Annotated in this window: 12 protein-coding genes; all 12 read left to right on the top strand. The window is 44.1% G+C overall.

What is annotated here, in order from left to right; all coding sequences use genetic code 11:
• The first annotated feature begins 223 nt into the window (after positions 1-223).
• The 12 genes from RYL27_RS07265 to RYL27_RS07210 all read left to right on the top strand — a co-directional run bounded on the left by RYL27_RS07265 (position 224) and on the right by RYL27_RS07210 (position 15,807).
• Positions 224-1,135 (top strand): selenium metabolism-associated LysR family transcriptional regulator, encoded by a 912-nt coding sequence (locus RYL27_RS07265; RefSeq protein WP_314966241.1) that lies wholly within the window; start codon positions 224-226, stop codon positions 1,133-1,135.
• 9 nt (positions 1,136-1,144) lie between these two features.
• Entirely contained in the window at positions 1,145-1,894 is a 750-nt protein-coding gene (truA, locus tag RYL27_RS07260; RefSeq protein ID WP_314966240.1) for a tRNA pseudouridine(38-40) synthase TruA, read from the top strand.
• Positions 1,895-1,906: 12 nt separating this feature from the next.
• Positions 1,907-3,247 carry a L,D-transpeptidase family protein gene (locus RYL27_RS07255; RefSeq protein WP_314966238.1) on the top strand — a complete coding sequence of 447 codons (1,341 nt, stop codon included), beginning with the start codon at positions 1,907-1,909 and terminating at the stop codon, positions 3,245-3,247.
• A gap of 75 nt (positions 3,248-3,322) precedes the next feature.
• On the top strand, positions 3,323-4,813 hold the full coding sequence (locus tag RYL27_RS07250; RefSeq protein WP_314966236.1) for a hypothetical protein: 1,491 nt from the start codon (positions 3,323-3,325) through the stop codon (positions 4,811-4,813).
• Positions 4,803-5,513, top strand: a complete 711-nt coding sequence (locus RYL27_RS07245; RefSeq protein WP_314966234.1) for a sce7726 family protein — start codon at positions 4,803-4,805, stop codon at positions 5,511-5,513. The genes RYL27_RS07250 and RYL27_RS07245 overlap by 11 nt, the downstream gene beginning before the upstream one ends.
• The gene (locus tag RYL27_RS07240; protein ID WP_314966232.1) at positions 5,510-6,688 is read left to right on the top strand and encodes a galactokinase; all 1,179 of its coding nucleotides are present in this window, start codon (positions 5,510-5,512) and stop codon (positions 6,686-6,688) included. The genes RYL27_RS07245 and RYL27_RS07240 overlap by 4 nt, the downstream gene beginning before the upstream one ends.
• 9 nt (positions 6,689-6,697) lie before the next feature.
• Positions 6,698-7,717, top strand: coding sequence for a UDP-glucose 4-epimerase GalE (gene galE, locus RYL27_RS07235; protein WP_314966230.1), 1,020 nt, complete (start codon positions 6,698-6,700; stop codon positions 7,715-7,717).
• Positions 7,718-7,723: 6 nt separating this feature from the next.
• Positions 7,724-9,265, top strand: a complete 1,542-nt coding sequence (locus tag RYL27_RS07230; RefSeq protein WP_314966228.1) for a UDP-glucose--hexose-1-phosphate uridylyltransferase — start codon at positions 7,724-7,726, stop codon at positions 9,263-9,265.
• An 83-nt stretch (positions 9,266-9,348) separates the two neighbouring features.
• Positions 9,349-11,277 carry a DNA gyrase/topoisomerase IV subunit B gene (locus tag RYL27_RS07225; RefSeq protein ID WP_314966226.1) on the top strand — a complete coding sequence of 643 codons (1,929 nt, stop codon included), beginning with the start codon at positions 9,349-9,351 and terminating at the stop codon, positions 11,275-11,277.
• Positions 11,278-11,298: 21 nt separating this feature from the next.
• Positions 11,299-13,533: a DNA gyrase subunit A gene (locus RYL27_RS07220; protein WP_314966224.1), complete on the top strand. Its 2,235-nt coding sequence runs from the start codon at positions 11,299-11,301 to the stop codon at positions 13,531-13,533.
• Between the two features lie 70 nt (positions 13,534-13,603).
• Entirely contained in the window at positions 13,604-14,686 is a 1,083-nt protein-coding gene (gene asd, locus RYL27_RS07215; protein WP_314966222.1) for an aspartate-semialdehyde dehydrogenase, read from the top strand.
• Positions 14,687-14,754: 68 nt separating this feature from the next.
• On the top strand, positions 14,755-15,807 hold the full coding sequence (locus tag RYL27_RS07210; protein ID WP_314966221.1) for an aldose epimerase family protein: 1,053 nt from the start codon (positions 14,755-14,757) through the stop codon (positions 15,805-15,807).
• The last annotated feature ends 185 nt before the right edge of the window (positions 15,808-15,992 follow it).

The raw sequence follows: 15,992 nt of genomic DNA, 5'->3' as shown, positions 1-15,992 counted from the left end.
CACGGCATTTCAGGATTTGCTTTTTGATCCCCAGTCCTCCGGAGGATTGCTTTACAGTATTCCCATGGAAGAAAAGGAAAGAGCACTGGAAGCTTTTGAAAAGGCAGATTTAGATACGACGGTATCCTGTATAGGAGAAGTAAGGGAATTAGAAGAGAAAAATATTATTCTCTACTAAAAAACTTGCAAAGCAATAGCAAATAAGGCAACAAGGAGACGTAGCATGAATATTAAACAGCTAGAAGCATTTGTTCGTATCGTTAAAAACAAAAGTTTTTCACAAACGGCCAAGGAATTATATCTTACCCAACCTACAGTGAGCTCTTACATCAGTAGTTTGGAAGAGGACTTGGGGGTACAGCTTTTTAACAGAACCACAAAAGAAGTGCATACCACCAATGAAGGAGAGCAGATTTATCTCTATGCCAAGGACATTGTGAATCTTTCCAATAAGATTCGGAATGCTTTTAAAGATGAAGAGAAGGAAGAGGTAAATGAAATTATTATTTCCGCATCCTCCATTCCGGCGCAATACCTGCTTCCAGGCATTTTGGCAAACTTTAGCAAACGATACCCGAATACAGAGTTTCGTATTCATGAGACAGACAGCAAGGGAGCTGTTACCGATGTGGCGGAGCATCGGTCGGATTTGGCTTTTTCCGGATCCATCGTTCCCATGTCTAATTGCAATTTTCTGCCTTTCTATGAAGATGAATTAATTTTGGTCACACCCAATACGGAATTTTACCAGAATAAGCAGAAGGAAGGAGATCTTTCTTTTTTGCGAAAGGCAGATTTTGTCATGCGGGAGAATGGTTCCGGCACGAAAAAAGAGGCGATAAATCTTTTAACACAGATGGGCTTAAAACCGGAGGAGTTAAAGGTGGTGGCTCGTTTTGCCAATACCGGTGCCATCTTGCTTTCCGTTAAGGAAGGCATTGGGGTAGCTATAGTTTCCCGTCTTGCAGCAAGAAATGCTATCAAGAATCAGGAACTTTTAGATTTTCCGCTGCAGAAGGACGGATATTTTCGTAAAATTTATTTGGTTAGCAACAATCATTATCCCATGAGCAATCGGGTGAAGCTGTTCTTACAGATGATGCAGAATCATGTTGAAAAGCAGAAGATTTTATAAAGGATATTCATGAAGGAAAATTATAAGCTTATCGTTGCCTATGACGGCTCCCGATATTTTGGATTTGAAAAACAGAAGGATCAGGAAGCGACCATTCAAGGCAAGCTGGAAGGGGTATTTTCCAGAATTCCGAGAAATGAAGAGGGGGTAGAGATCATCGGTGCCTCCAGAACCGATGCAGGGGTGCATGCCAGAGGAATGTGTGCCAATGTATTTTTGGATACGGAGTTTTCCGAGGAAGAGATTCAGGATTACGGAAATCGTTATCTTCCGGAAGATATTGCCATTGTCTCTGTAAAGAAGGTCAGCCCCCGCTTTCATGCCAGATACAATGCCCTGGGGAAAATCTATCGCTATTCCTGCTATATCGGAAGAACAAAACCGGTTTTTGATCGAAAGATTTTGCTCCATTTGGAGGAAGAGCCTGATTTGGAGGCTATGCAGGAGGCGGCGAAGTTTTTGATCGGAAAACAGGATTTTAAATCTTTCTGCGGTAATCCTAAGATGAAGAAATCCACCATTCGTTCCATAAGCAGTATTCGTATTCAAAAAAGTCAAAATCTGCTTCGCTTTTACTTTGAAGGCAGCGGATTTTTGCAGTACCAGATTCGGATTATGGTAGGGACACTTCTGGAAGTAGGCTATCATAAAAGGAAAGCCGGGGATCTTCCCGGTATTATTGAGGCAAAAGATAGGCAAAAGGCCGGTTATACGGCACCGGCGAAGGGACTTTGTCTTATGAAGGTTCTATACGATTAGAAAGGATTGAAATTGAAAAAAGCGTTGTTATGCTCCTTGGGAATAAGTATTTTATCCATAGTATGCATTGTTTTAATTGGTTTAAGTCTGCTATCCGGTCGCTTTTTCCCCGGAACCTACATTGAAAATGTTGATGTTTCCCTTTTAAAGAGGGAGGAAGCCCAGGAATTATTTTCAAAAAAAAGGCAGGATGCCTATCATCTTGCTATTATTGATAAATACGGCAATCAGGAGGATCTTTACGGAAAGGATATTCAGCTTCGTTATGATTCCGACTTTTCTCATATTCCCAAACCGGATTCCTTCTATCTCCTGTTCTCTCTGGGAAAGAAAAAGAATTATGATTTAGAAGGCAGCCTGCATTATGATGAAGCGGCTTTGGATGCTTTTATTACAAAGTATCTTGAAAAGCATGACAGTGATGAAGAAGCAAGGGCTGCGTTCCTTACCGCCTATATTCCCGGAAAGGGCTATGCGGTGGGAGATGAGCAGTGGAGTGGAAAAATCGATAGGGATAAATTCCGTAATATGCTGATTCAGGCCATTTCGGAAGGAACTTCCCGAATCGATTTGAGAGAGGGAGATTTTTATCAAAAGCCCGAGGCGAAAACGGAAGAGCTAAAACCGGTGGCAGAGGAAAAAAATAAAAGCTTGCAAGCTCTTCTTCAGTACAACTTTTCCGGTGAGACAGTGGAACTGACCCCGGACCGATACCACCAATGGATGGAAAACGGAGAATTCAATAAAAAGGCATTAAAGGACTATGTAAAAGAGCTAAAGGCGCTTACCGACACCGCAGGGAAAGAAAGAGCTTTTCACACGGAAGACGGAAGAGTGCTTCTGTTAAAGGGAAAATACGGTTTTTCTCTTTCCGTAAAAAAGGAAGAAGCGGCACTGCTTTCAAATTTAAAATCCAATGAAGCGGTTTCCAGAGAAGCGGAGTATGACACGGTGGCACCGGGAAGAGGTGCCTCCGATTTAGGAAATACTTACGTGGAAGTGGATATTGCAAGACAAAAGATGTTTTACATTGAAAATGGAGAGATTAAGCTTAGCTCCGATTGTGTGACCGGAAATGTAGCCAGAAATAACGGAACTCCGGACGGTATTTATCCTCTTACCTATAAAACGAAAAATGCCACTTTGAAGGGTGAGGATTACGAAACCAAGGTGAGCTATTGGATGCCCTTTAATCGAGGAATCGGTTTTCATGATGCTTGGTGGAGAAACCGGTTCGGAGGAAATATTTACCTAAGAGGCGGGTCTCATGGATGCGTGAATCTTCCTCCTCAGATTGCAAAGGATTTGTACCAGTTTGTTTATCAGGGTATGCCGATTATTTGTCATCATTAAGGAAAAATAAAAGTATAGTAGAAAGAAGGATGAGAAGTGCAAGGGGAAGAAAAGCAAAAGCAGGAAATACTAAGTATGCAAAAGAGCGGAGAAGCTTTTGCTCATGAAGCCAAGGAAGAGGGTTCAGAAGAAAAAGAGAGAAAATCCTATGGGAGAAAGGGGAAAAGCCCTTTTCTCCTCTTTTTCGTTCTTTTGCCGTTTGTACTTTCAGGAATTTTTCTCTATGGGGTATATCGTTATGGGAAAAATGTGATAGCGGAAAGGAATCGGCATAACGGAGAAACGGTAGTTGCTGAGCAAGAGGAAAAGCCGGGAGAACAAAAGGAGGATCAGCTTTCCAACAGTATCAACAAATTAAAGACAAAGGGAGAACTTAAGCTTCTTTTTCTTGGAAATGATTATTTAAAGGGGGAGAATGACTTTTTCACCACGGTTCAGGGAGCACTGGAAGAAAAATACGGCGGAAAGGTAGAATGGAATATTCCGGAGCTTCCCGAAAATGCTACTGCCTTATCCGGATATCTGAAATTACAGGAGGAAGAGCTTTCCGGAGATGTGATTTTTCTTTCCTTTTCGGATTATGACAATCCTTATACTTTTCCTTATTATTACGAGCTATTGCTGCGGGATTGCCAAAGGAAATTTCCACAGGCAGAGATTTTGTGCCTGATTGGAGACCGGGCATTTGCGGAGGATAGGCATACCAAGGACAATGCTTTTGTGGTGAAGAATCTTGCAGAATATTATGGCATGGAAGTCATGAATCTTGCAGAGCTTATGGCCAAAAAGCAAACGGATCCCAAAGCCTTTTTGACGGAAGGGGAGGGTTATTCCGCCTTTGTTCAGCGTTTTTACCCTAATGCCTTTATAGAGGCTATAGAAAAACCCGTTAAGGAAAGACAGGAGAGTTCTTCGAAAAGTGAAGAAAACAAGCAGGATAGCTTAAAAACTCCCTTAAATGCTCTATTGGAGCAGGAACCCTATTGTATAAAGATTTTCAAAGAAGAATTTCAAGAAATCGGAGACACAGGACTACTCCTTCCAAGGGAAAAAATGGAAGCTTTAGGCCTATTGGGAAAAAACGGAATCTTGGCCCAGTCTTTAGCTTTGGTTCCCGGAGCGAATCAGGGGAACTGTCTTGTGGACGGGATTCTTACAGCCAGCTACAGTATGGAAGGAAGCAGCTATTTAGGCATATACACGAAGGAAGTTCTTCCCAAGGGACAGATTCTTTTGCTCTTTGCCTCTAAAGAGGAAAGGGAGAATTTTCATGAGCTTTATATGCTTTCCGGAGTTCCTTTGGAAAGGGGACTGGAGAACGGAACAGCCCTTCCTGTTCCGGAAATGCCCGCAGCAGAGACTGCCGGAGCGGAAGCTTCTTCCGAGGCGGTAGCGGAATCCTCCGGGGAAAGTCAGGCTCCTTCTACGGAAAATGCCGGAGCTACCAAAACGGAAGAGAAGCCTGCTGCAAAACAGGAGGAGAAGAAGACGGAGACAAAAAAGCAAGAGGAAAGCAGTTCGGAAGAATATATTATTTCCGACCAGGGGCCCGGAGATGTACGATAAAGAAATTCGGGAAAGTCTATTTTTCTTTTTGGAAGAAAGCTACGGAAAGTCCAGAATACTGGAAGAAAAGGTCATAGGAAGAGCCCGGGCGGACTGTGTTCTGATTCAGGAAAACAGTTTTATGGGGATTGAAATTAAATCGGACCACGACAGCTATACCCGTCTGGAAGGACAGATTAAAAATTATAATCAATATTTTGACTACAACATGGTGGTGGTGGGCAGTAAACACGCCCACAGCATAGAAAGTCATGTTCCCTCTTTTTGGGGGATTATCACGGTGGAAGAGGTAGAAGGGAAATGTGATTTTTATATACTTCGACAGGAGCAAAAAAATCCGTTTTGTGATATAAAAAGAAAGACAAGTTTACTCTGGAAATCCGAACTACAGGAATTACAGAAAAAATACGGTTTTCCCAAGTATCAGAATAAATCCAAAAGCTTCTTAGCGAATTACCTTTTAGAAAGAATAGCGGAAGAAGAACTGCAAAAAGATTTCTCTCATTTATTGTTGGAGAGAGATTATACGATATTTTCTGTAGAAGAAAAAAGCACTGAGGCAGAAGGAGCGGAGGAACTTAAAAAAGGAAAGAAAATCAGAAAGAAAAAATACAAAAGAAGAAAAAAATCATTGACGAAAACGAAGCTGGGGGTTACCCATTTGATTCGTAAAGGAAGTAAGAGGACGGTAAAAAAATGAGAGAGGAAGAAATCAAAAAGGCATTAGAGGAGAAGTTTTCCGAGCTATATGGAAATACAGAAGGGATTCGCTATTTCTTTGCTCCGGGAAGAGTAAATCTGATTGGAGAGCACACCGATTACAACGGAGGCCATGTCTTTCCTTGTGCTTTAAGTATGGGAAGCTATGCGGCAGTAAAGAAGAGAGAAGATAAAAACTTCCGCTTTTACTCCTTAAATGTGGAGGGAGCAGGGGTGATTTCTGCTGGAGAGAATGATTTTACCCCTCTAGAGGATAAGCAGTGGGCTGCTTATTTAAAGGGGGTTATTTGGGCTATGGAAAAAAGAGGTCTGGACATTCCATGCGGTCTGGATTTAGTGCTTTACGGGAATATTCCCAACGGCTCCGGACTTTCTTCCTCTGCATCCTTAGAGGTCTTGATGGGAAGCATTTGTAAGGAGCTTTACGGACTTTCCGTAAGCTTCCCGGAACTGGCTTTAATCGGGCAATACAGTGAAAACAATTATAACGGGATGAACTGCGGAATCATGGATCAGTTTGCCAGTGCGATGGGAAAGAAGGATCATGCGATCTTTTTGGATACTGCCACCCTGCAATTTTCCTATGCTCCCATAGTTTTAAAGGATCATTGCATCATTATCAGTAACACCAACAAAAAGCATAAGCTTATCGGCTCCGCCTACAATGACAGAAGAAGAGAGTCGGAAGAAGCACTGAAAATTTTGCAGAAATTCCGTCCCATTAAGAGCTTGGGAGAGCTTTCCGATGAAGACTTCTTTGCTTTGGAAAAGGAAATCTCCGATCCTATCATTCGTAAGAGAGCAAAGCATGCAGTATTGGAAAATAACAGAACCATTGCGGCAAAGAAAGCTTTGGAAGAGGGAGATTTGCATCGTTTTGGAGAATTAATGAATCTTTCCCACGATTCCCTTCGGGATGATTACGAGGTTTCCTGTGAAGAACTGGATACCTTGGTGGACGCAGCAAGAGCTCTTCCCTTTGTCTACGGCTCCCGTATGACAGGAGGCGGTTTCGGCGGATGTACCGTTACTCTTTTGGAAAAGGACAAGAAAGAGGAATTCAAGAGAAAAGTGGCGGAAAGCTATGAAAGAAAGATCGGTTACCCCTGTAGTTTCTATGAGGCAGAGGTTTCTGACGGTCCAAGAGAATTATAAGGAGGCAATATGAAGATTTTAGTTACCGGCGGTGCAGGCTATATCGGTTCCCATACCGTAATTGAGCTTCTTGCAGAAAACTATGATGTGGTGGTTTTCGATAATTTCTATAATTCCAGCAAAAAGGCTATTGATCGGGTAAAGGAAATCAGCGGAAAGGATTTTCCCTTCTATGAGGCGGATATGCTGAAAAAAGAGGATATGGAAAAGATTTTCTCCGAGCACCCGGATATTTCCGCGGTAATTCATTTTGCCGGCTTAAAGGCGGTGGGAGAGTCTGTTGTGAAACCTCTTCTGTATTATCATGATAATCTTTTAGGAACCCTGAATATTCTGGAGTGTATGAAAAAATACGGCTGCAAAAACTTTATTTTCTCTTCCTCCGCAACGGTTTACGGAGATCCGGCGGAGATTCCCATTACGGAAAACTGTCCCAAGGGAACCTGCACAAATCCCTATGGCTGGACGAAGTGGATGCAGGAGCAGATGCTTTGTGATGTGCAAAAGGCCAATCCGGATTGGAATGTGATTCTCCTTCGTTACTTTAATCCTATCGGCGCCCATATTTCCGGAAAAATTGGAGAGGATCCCAAGGGAATCCCCAACAATCTTCTTCCCTATGTGGCCAAGGTAGCCTCCGGTGCTTTGGAAAAAATCCATGTTTTCGGACAGGATTATCCCACCAAGGACGGCACTGGCGTCAGAGACTATATTCATGTGGTAGACCTGGCTAAGGGGCATGTTAAGGCGGTAAAGCGCTTAGAGAAAAATGACGGTGTTTTGGTATGTAATTTGGGGACCGGAAAGGGCTATTCCGTGCTGGAAATTATTCATGCCTTTGAAAAAGCCTGCGGAAAGACTCTTCCCTATGTGATAGATGAAAGAAGGGCAGGAGATGTGGCTACCTGTTATTCCAGTCCCAAGAAGGCGGAAGAGGTTCTTGGCTGGAAGGCGGAGAAGGATATTCTGGAAATGTGTCAGGACAGCTGGAGATGGCAGTCCCAAAATCCTAACGGATATGGAGAGTAAGAAAAGATGGTAGAGGAACTATTACAGGACTTTGTGGCCTATGGCGCTTATTGTAAGCTGATTGAAGAGGCAGACTTTGTTTATATCTACAACAGTCTGGCTACTTTACTTACGGTAGAGCCTAAGGATTATTCTTATGAGAAGATCCGGGAAAAGCTTCAGGGGATTTCCAAGGAAAGTATTGAACACGGTTCTTATTTGGAAAGTTTACTGGCGAAACTCTTATCCCTGGCCTTGGAAAAAGGCGTTTTAAAAGAGGACAATGTGGTGGAACGGGATCTTTTGGATACCAGAATCATGGGAATTCTTACAGACCGTCCAAGCCATGTGCAAGAAAAGTTCCGGGAATATTATCAGGAATCGCCTAAAAAGGCTACGGAATATTTTTATGAGTTTAGCCAAAATAATGACTATATTCGCCGTTACAGAATCCGGAAGGATATTCATTTTCATAAGGAAACAGACTACGGCCCTGTGGAAATCAGCATTAACTTAAGTAAACCGGAGAAAGATCCGAAGATGATTGCCCTCCTTGGAAAGATGCAGTCCTCTTCCTATCCGGCCTGCATGTTGTGTAAGGAAAGTGAAGGCTACGGGGGCAGACTGGATTTTCCGGCAAGGGAAAACCATAGAATTATTCCACTGAACCTGGCAGGGGAGGCGTTTTATTTCCAGTATTCTCCCTATGTATATTATCCGGAGCATTGTATCGTCTTTCACAGGGAGCATAAGCCCATGCGGATTTCCGCGGAGATTTTCCCTAAGCTCTTCTCCTTTGTAGAGCAATTCCCCCATTATTTTGTGGGCTCCAATGCGGATCTTCCCATAGTGGGAGGCTCCATCCTTTCCCATGAGCATTTTCAGGGAGGAAACTATAGCTTCCCCATGGAAAAGGCGGAAGTTGAGGAATACTTTACATTGGAAGGCTATCCGGATATTCAGGCAGGGATCGTGAACTGGCCCATGTCCGTGATTCGCTTACGGGGAAAGAATTCTGCTGAGCTTTCTTCCTGTGCTACGATGATTTTGGAGCGTTTCCGCTCTTACTCCGATCCGGAAGTTTCTCTCCATGCCTTTACGGAGGAGACTCCCCACAACACCATTACCCCCATTGCCAGAAGAAGGGGAGAGGATTTTGAACTGGATTTGGTGCTGAGAAACAACCTATGTACGGAGGAGCATCCCCTTGGATTGTTCCATCCTCATGAGGAATATCACCATATTAAGAAGGAAAATATCGGTCTTATCGAAGTGATGGGCCTTGCAGTGCTTCCTGCAAGACTTAAGCAGGAGCTGGAGGAATTGGAATCGGCACTTGTTTCCGGAGAGGATTTAAGGAAAAAAGAAAGCCTTCAGAAGCATGCGGATTGGGGCGAGGAGATTTTAAGAAAATATCCCCATCTTTCCTCGGAAAATGTCCATGAAATTGTGCAGGAGGAAGTGGCCAAGGTTTTCATGGAAGTTCTTTCCTGCGCGGGAATCTTTAAAAGAAATGCGGAAGGAAAGGCAGCCTTCCGTCGTTTTACGGAAGTGATTTCCAGAGCATAATTTTCAAAATAAAAAAATAGGGCGGTAAGGATAAGCTCAATATAGGGCAGTAAGGGAAAGCCCGGAAAATAAAAAGGAGAAAAATGGCAAAGAGCTATAATGCAGACAGTATTACTGTTTTAGAGGGATTGGAAGCGGTACGAAGAAGGCCGGGAATGTATATCGGATCCATCGGAAGCAAGGGCTTAAATCATTTGATTTATGAAATTGTGGATAATTCCGTGGACGAGCATCTAGCCGGATATTGTACAGAAATTTCCGTAACTCTCCATAAGGACGGCTCCTGTACGGTAAGGGATAATGGACGTGGAATTCCGGTAGACCGGCATAAGAAGGGCATTTCTGCGGAAAGAATCGTAATGACCACCCTCCATGCCGGAGGAAAGTTTGATGATAGCTCCTATAAAACCTCCGGAGGCTTACACGGCGTAGGTTCCTCCGTGGTAAACGCCCTGTCCAACTATATGCGGGTCAGGGTTTATCAGAATGGAAAAATTTACGAAGATGAGTACGAAAGAGGGATTCCCAAGACGGAGTTGATTGACAGCCTCTTGCCGGTGGTGGGAAAAACCAAGGAGACCGGTACGGAAACCACCTTTATTCCGGATGACAGCATTTTCGAAAAAACCCGTTTCAAGGAGGAGTGGCTGATGTCCCGCCTCCATGAAACTGCTTACTTAAACCCCACACTTCATCTTCATTTTCGGGATGAACGGGGAGAGGAAGTTGTCAGCAAAGATTACTATGAGCCGGAGGGACTTCATGCCTTTGTGGCGGAGCTGGTAAAGGATCAGACGAAGATTGTGTCTCCCATCATATCCTTTCAGGGAAAGAGCGGTAAGACGGAGGTGGAGTGTGCCTTCCAGTTTACCGATAGCTTTGAGGAAAATCTTCTTGGCTTTTGTAACGGTATTTATACCCAGGAGGGGGGAACCCACATCGTGGGCTTAAAGACCAAATTTGCCCAGCTGATGAATACTTACGCAAGACAACTGGGAATTTTAAAGGAAAAGGATCCGAACTTTACCGGAGCGGATACCAGAAACGGTATGGTGGCGGTGCTTTCCGTAAAGTATCCGGAGCCTGTTTTTGAGGGGCAGACAAAAACCAAGCTGGCTTCTCTAGAGGCAGCCAAGGATGTATCCTCCGTGGTAGGAGAAGAGCTGGAGCGATATTTTGACAGAAACCTGGAAATCGTGAAGGCGATTCTTTCCTGCGCGGAAAAATCCGCCAAGATTCGAAAGCAGGAAGAAAAGGCCAAAGTAAACCTTTTATCCAAGTCCAAGTACAGCTTCGATTCCAATGGAAAGCTGGCCAACTGTATTTCCAAAACGCCGGAGGAATGCGAGATCTTCATCGTGGAGGGAGACAGTGCGGGTGGCTCGGCCAAAACCAGCAGAAATCGTCATACCCAGGCCATCCTGCCTTTGAGAGGAAAGATTTTAAATGTGGAGAAGGCTTCCATCGATAAGGTTCTGGCCAATGCGGAAATCAAGACCATGATCAATGCCTTCGGTTGCGGTTTTTCCGAGGGCTTCGGGAATGACTTTGATATTTCCAAACTTCGCTATCATAAAATTATCCTCATGACGGATGCGGATGTGGACGGTAGCCATATTGATACCTTATTACTTACTTTCTTTTACCGCTTTATGCCGGAATTGATTCAGGAAGGACATATCTATGTTTCCATGCCTCCCTTGTATCTGGTGATTCCGGACAACAAAAAAGAAAAGCCTCAGTATCTTTATGATGAAAAGGCACTTTTGGCTTACCAGAAGAAGCATGGCAGCTCCGGCTATGAATTAAAGCGCTTTAAGGGTCTTGGAGAAATGAATCCGAAGGAACTTTGGGAAACCACGCTGAATCCGGAAAACAGGGTGCTGAAAAGAGTGGAAATTGAGGATGCCAAGCTGGCTTCTCAGGTGACCAGTATGCTGATGGGTACGGAGGTGGCTCCCAGACGAGAGTTTATCTTTACCCATGCTATGGAAGCGGAAATTGATGCATAGAAAGGCTGAGGAAGAGAGAGTATGCCAGAACAAATCTTAACCACGGAATTTTCCGAGGAAATGCAAAAGTCCTATCTGGACTATTCCATGAGCGTAATTACCAGCAGAGCCGTGCCGGATATTCGGGACGGTTTAAAGCCTGTGCAAAGAAGAGTCCTCTTTGATATGGGAGAGCTTAGGGTATTCCATGACAGACCAACTTTAAAGTCTGCCAGAATCTGCGGTGATACCATGGGTAAATATCACCCCCACGGAGACAGTTCCATCTATGAAACTCTGGTGGTTTTGGCTCAGGGCTTTAAGAAGAATCAGGCCTTGGTGGAGGGACAGGGAAACTTCGGCTCCATTGAAGGAGATTCTGCGGCAGCCCCACGATATACAGAGGCCCGTTTGGAGAAATTTACGGAGGATGTCTTACTGCAAGACATGGCTCTATCCGTTCCCTTCCAGCCTAACTATGATGGAAAATTGGAGGAGCCGGTGGTGCTTCCGGCAAAAATTCCTTATTTTCTTTTAAACGGTTCTGAGGGAATTGCAGTGGGTATGACCACCTCCACCCCTTCTCATAATTTGTCCGAAGTGATTTCTTTGATTCTGGCTTATCTTAAAAATCCGGAGCTTTCCCTTACGGAAATGCTGGAAATCATGCCGGGACCGGATTTTCCCACAGGAGGAATCGTAGCCAATCAGTCCGAGCTGGAAGAAATTTACAGAACCGGGCAGGGAAGACTTCGTTTAAGAGGAAAGCTCTCCTTTGAGAAAAAGGAAGGTCGTTCCGACAGAGATAAGCTGGTGGTAACGGAGATTCCCTTTACCATGGTGGGCCAGGGCATCAGTAAGTTTATGCAGGATGTGGCCAATCTTTGTGAGGAAAAAAAGATTAATGATATTCTGGATATTTCCAATCAGTCCAATGAGCAGGGAATTCGTATTGTTCTGGAGTTAAAGTCCGGAGCGGATATTGAAAAGATTGAAAATATTCTTTACAAAAAGACAAAGCTGGAGGACAGCTTCCCAGTAAATATGCTGGCTATTGCCAAGGGTAGACCGGAGACCCTTTCTTTAAAGAGAATTTTAGAGGAATATCTTGGCTTTCAGGAAGAAAGACTGGAGGCTAAGTTCTCCAAATTACTGGAAAAGGAAGAAAGAAAGCGGGAAATTGAGGAAGGTTTGATTTCCGCCGTGGACTCTATTGACGCCATTATTGCCCTGCTTAGAGGCGCAAAGAACCATAAGGACGCGAAAACCGCTTTGATGCAGGGAGATTTATCTGCCATCCAATTAAAGGAAAGGGATGAAGTTTTCCGAAAGACCATAGAGGGATTTTCCTTTACGGATTTACAGGCCCAGGCCATTCTGGATATGCGCCTGTCCAAGCTGATTGGTCTGGAGATTTTGTCTTTGCAAAAGTCTCATAGAGAAAGCCTGAAAAACATTAAAAACTATAAGGAACTTTTAGGCTCCAAAAAGGTGCTGTATGCTCATTTGGAGCAGGAGCTTCTGCAAATCCAAAAGGATTACGGGAAAGAAAGAAAAACGAAAATCTGCGACGCCCGGGAAGCGGTATATGATGATACTGCCATTGAAGAGATGGATTTGTATTATTTGCAGGATCGCTTTGGCTATGTAAAGTGTGTGGACCCGGGAACCTTCCAGAGAAATAAGGAAAGCATCGAGGCGGACTATGCTTATGTACTTCCCTGTAAGAATACGGATCGCCTGCTTTTCTTTACAGACTTAGGAAATATGCACCAGATTAAGATGCTGGATGTTCCGGTTACGAAGTTTAAGGATAAAGGTGTTCCCCTTGATAATTTAAGCAAGTTCTCCGCAGAACAGGAAAGAGTGGTGGCGGTCTTTATTCGAAAAGTATTGGAGGAAGAAACCCTGCTCTTTGTAACGGAACAGGCCCAGATTAAGAGGGTGAAGGGGGAAGAATTTGCCACCCAGAACCGTCTGGTACAGGCCACCAAGCTGGGAGAAGAGGATAGACTCCTTAGCGTAATGCCTGTGGGAGAAGAGGATATTGTTCTGGAAACAGAGGATTCTTATTTCCTTAGATTCTCCCTAACGGAAGTACCTTTACAGAAAAAGACGGCCAAGGGTGTACTGGCTATGAGTTTGCGTCCTAAGGACTATGTTAAAAAGGTATATTCTCTTGCTTTGGAGGAAAATGTGGAGCTGGAAAGTAAAACGCTGAACCTGCAAAGATTAAAGCCGGGCAAAAGAGGTGGAAAGGGTGTAAAGCATAGTTAGGGAAAATACTTTTTTTCATCACCCTGCCATGCTACAATAGAAGCGTTATTGAGGAATAGAGGGAAAAGATATGGAAAAATTTAAAGTAGGTATTTTAGGAGCAACAGGAATGGTGGGACAGCGTTTTGCGACTTTACTGGCAGAACACCCATGGTTTGAGGTGGTTTGTCTTGCCGCATCTCCAAGATCCAGCGGATTAACGTATGAAGAAGCGGTAGGGGATCGTTGGAAGCTGGAAGAGCCTATGCCTGAGAAATTAAAGAAGATGGTGGTGAAGGATGTATCCAAGGTAGAAGATGTAGTACAGGGCTTGGACTTCGTTTTCTCCGCTGTGGATATGAAGAAGGAAGAAATCAAGGCCATCGAGGAAGCCTATGCCAAGGCGGAGGTTCCGGTGGTTTCCAACAATTCTGCACATCGCTGGACAGAGGATGTTCCCATGGTAGTACCTGAGATTAATCCGGAACATTATCAGTTGATTGAAAAGCAGAGAAAGCGTTTGGGAACCAAGAGAGGCTTTATTGCGGTAAAGCCCAACTGTTCCATCCAGTCCTATGCACCTGCTTTGGCAGCATGGGCAGAGTATGAGCCTTACGAGTGTGTGATTTCCACCTACCAGGCAATTTCCGGTGCGGGAAAGAACTTTGAAACCTGGCCTGAGATGGTAGGGAACATTATTCCTTACATCGGCGGAGAGGAAGAGAAGTCAGAGAAGGAGCCTCTTCGTGTATTGGGAACTTATACAGAGGATGGTATTAAGTTGAAGGAAGGTTTGGTTTTAAGTGCCCAGTGTATTCGTGTTCCGGTATTAAACGGTCATACGGCTACAGTTTCCATTCGTTTCCGGAAGAAGGTCACTAAGGATGAGTTGATTGCAGCACTTAGAAATTATAAGGGCTTACCCCAGGAAAAGCATTTGCCTTCCGCTCCAAAGCAGTTCATTCAGTATTTGGAAGAAGACAACAGACCTTCCGTTCTTACGGATGTGAATTTCGAAAAGGGAATGGGAATTTCCATCGGAAGATTACGGGAAGATAATCTTTTCGATTTCAAGTTTGTGGGACTGAGCCACAACACCCTTAGAGGGGCAGCCGGTGGTGGAGTACTTTCCGCGGAAACTTTGGTAGAGCTTGGATATATTCAAAAAAGATAAAGTGTAGGGGGTGTGAACAAGGGGGATTTGCTTTCTTTTTCACACTCCTTTTTTTCAGGAGGCTTGCTATGCGTATTGAAAAATGTGGTCATTTTGTAGACGAAAGAGAAGTTCATCGCTATATTTTGGAAAACAAGAACGGCGTCCAGGCGGTTTTCACCGACCTTGGTGCTGTTTGGCTTTCCTTTCTTTTTCCTGATCGGAGCGGAAAATTGGTGGATGTGCTTTTGTCCGTTGAAAACTGGGAAGATTTAATGGAAAACCCGGGACATATGGGAGAGGTGGTAGGAAGAAATGCCAACCGTATTAATGGGGGACATTTTCAGCTACACGGGAAAGATTACCATTTGTTTTTAAATGACAAGCAGCATAGTAATTGCCATTCCGGCCCGGAATATTTTGGCAGAAGACTGTTTCAGGCCAAGCAAAAGGGAGAAAATTCCATTTGCTTTTCTCTCTTCTCTAAAGATATGGATCAGGGCTTTCCCGGAAATATGGATTTTTCCGTGACATACGAATTAACGGAGGACAATGCCCTGCATATCCGCTATAAGGGAAGTTCGGATAAGGATACCCTGATGAATTTTACCAATCATGCCTACTTTAATCTGTCCGGTCATGACCAGGGAGGTATAGCGGAACAAAGCGTTCGGATTTTTGCTTCCGCTTATACGCCATCAGATGAATACTTGATTCCTACGGGAGAGATTCGTCCTGTTGCAGGAACTGCCTTTGATTTCCGGGAGGAAAGGCCGATTTTTGAGAAGGCCTTTAAGAAAGATCCGGAGCTTTTGGCGGCAGGAGGCTATGATCATAACTTCTGTGTAGACGGGGAAGCGGGAACCCTTCGAAAAGCAGCCCTGGCTTATTCCAAGAAAACAGCTATTGAAATGTCGGTAGAAACGGATTGCCCGGGAATTCAGTTCTATACCGCCAATTTTTTAATGGCGGAGGATATGGGAAAGGACGGAGTGAGCTATGAACCCCATAGCGGATATTGCTTTGAAACCCAGTACTATCCCAATGCCATCAATGTTCCGACTTTTCTTTCTCCTATTGTAGCGGCGGGCTCTATCTACCGTTCTGAAACCGTCTATCGTTTTCGGCAAAGATTGATTTAATAAGAGTTCATGACAAAAACGGAAATAGGAAAGAAAAAAAATTTATATATAGCGGAGAAACCTTCTGTAGCAAGGCAATTTGCGGAAGCTTTGGGGGTAAACATCAACTCCGGCGGAAGAAGGGGATATATAGAAGCGGGAGAGCATATCTTTACCTGGTGTGTAGGACATCTGGTCAGTATGAG

This window comes from Oribacterium sinus, assembly GCF_963537195.1.
Classification (GTDB): Bacteria; Bacillota; Clostridia; order Lachnospirales; family Lachnospiraceae; genus Oribacterium; species Oribacterium sinus_A.
Note: the sequence above shows the minus strand (reverse complement) of the source record. Positions and strands in the feature narration are given on the sequence as shown.

Bases quoted from the DNA above. Each gene is read 5' to 3' on its own strand.
- RYL27_RS07230 (WP_314966228.1), top strand. From the start codon at position 7,724: ATGGTAGAGGAACTATTACAGGACTTTGTGGCCTATGGCGCTTATTGT.
- RYL27_RS07225 (WP_314966226.1), top strand. From the start codon at position 9,349: ATGGCAAAGAGCTATAATGCAGACAGTATTACTGTTTTAGAGGGATTG.
- RYL27_RS07210 (WP_314966221.1), top strand. From the start codon at position 14,755: ATGCGTATTGAAAAATGTGGTCATTTTGTAGACGAAAGAGAAGTTCAT.
- asd (WP_314966222.1), top strand. From the start codon at position 13,604: ATGGAAAAATTTAAAGTAGGTATTTTAGGAGCAACAGGAATGGTGGGA.
- RYL27_RS07250 (WP_314966236.1), top strand. From the start codon at position 3,323: ATGCAAAAGAGCGGAGAAGCTTTTGCTCATGAAGCCAAGGAAGAGGGT.
- RYL27_RS07220 (WP_314966224.1), top strand. From the start codon at position 11,299: ATGCCAGAACAAATCTTAACCACGGAATTTTCCGAGGAAATGCAAAAG.
- RYL27_RS07240 (WP_314966232.1), top strand. From the start codon at position 5,510: ATGAGAGAGGAAGAAATCAAAAAGGCATTAGAGGAGAAGTTTTCCGAG.
- galE (WP_314966230.1), top strand. From the start codon at position 6,698: ATGAAGATTTTAGTTACCGGCGGTGCAGGCTATATCGGTTCCCATACC.
- RYL27_RS07265 (WP_314966241.1), top strand. From the start codon at position 224: ATGAATATTAAACAGCTAGAAGCATTTGTTCGTATCGTTAAAAACAAA.
- truA (WP_314966240.1), top strand. From the start codon at position 1,145: ATGAAGGAAAATTATAAGCTTATCGTTGCCTATGACGGCTCCCGATAT.
- RYL27_RS07245 (WP_314966234.1), top strand. From the start codon at position 4,803: ATGTACGATAAAGAAATTCGGGAAAGTCTATTTTTCTTTTTGGAAGAA.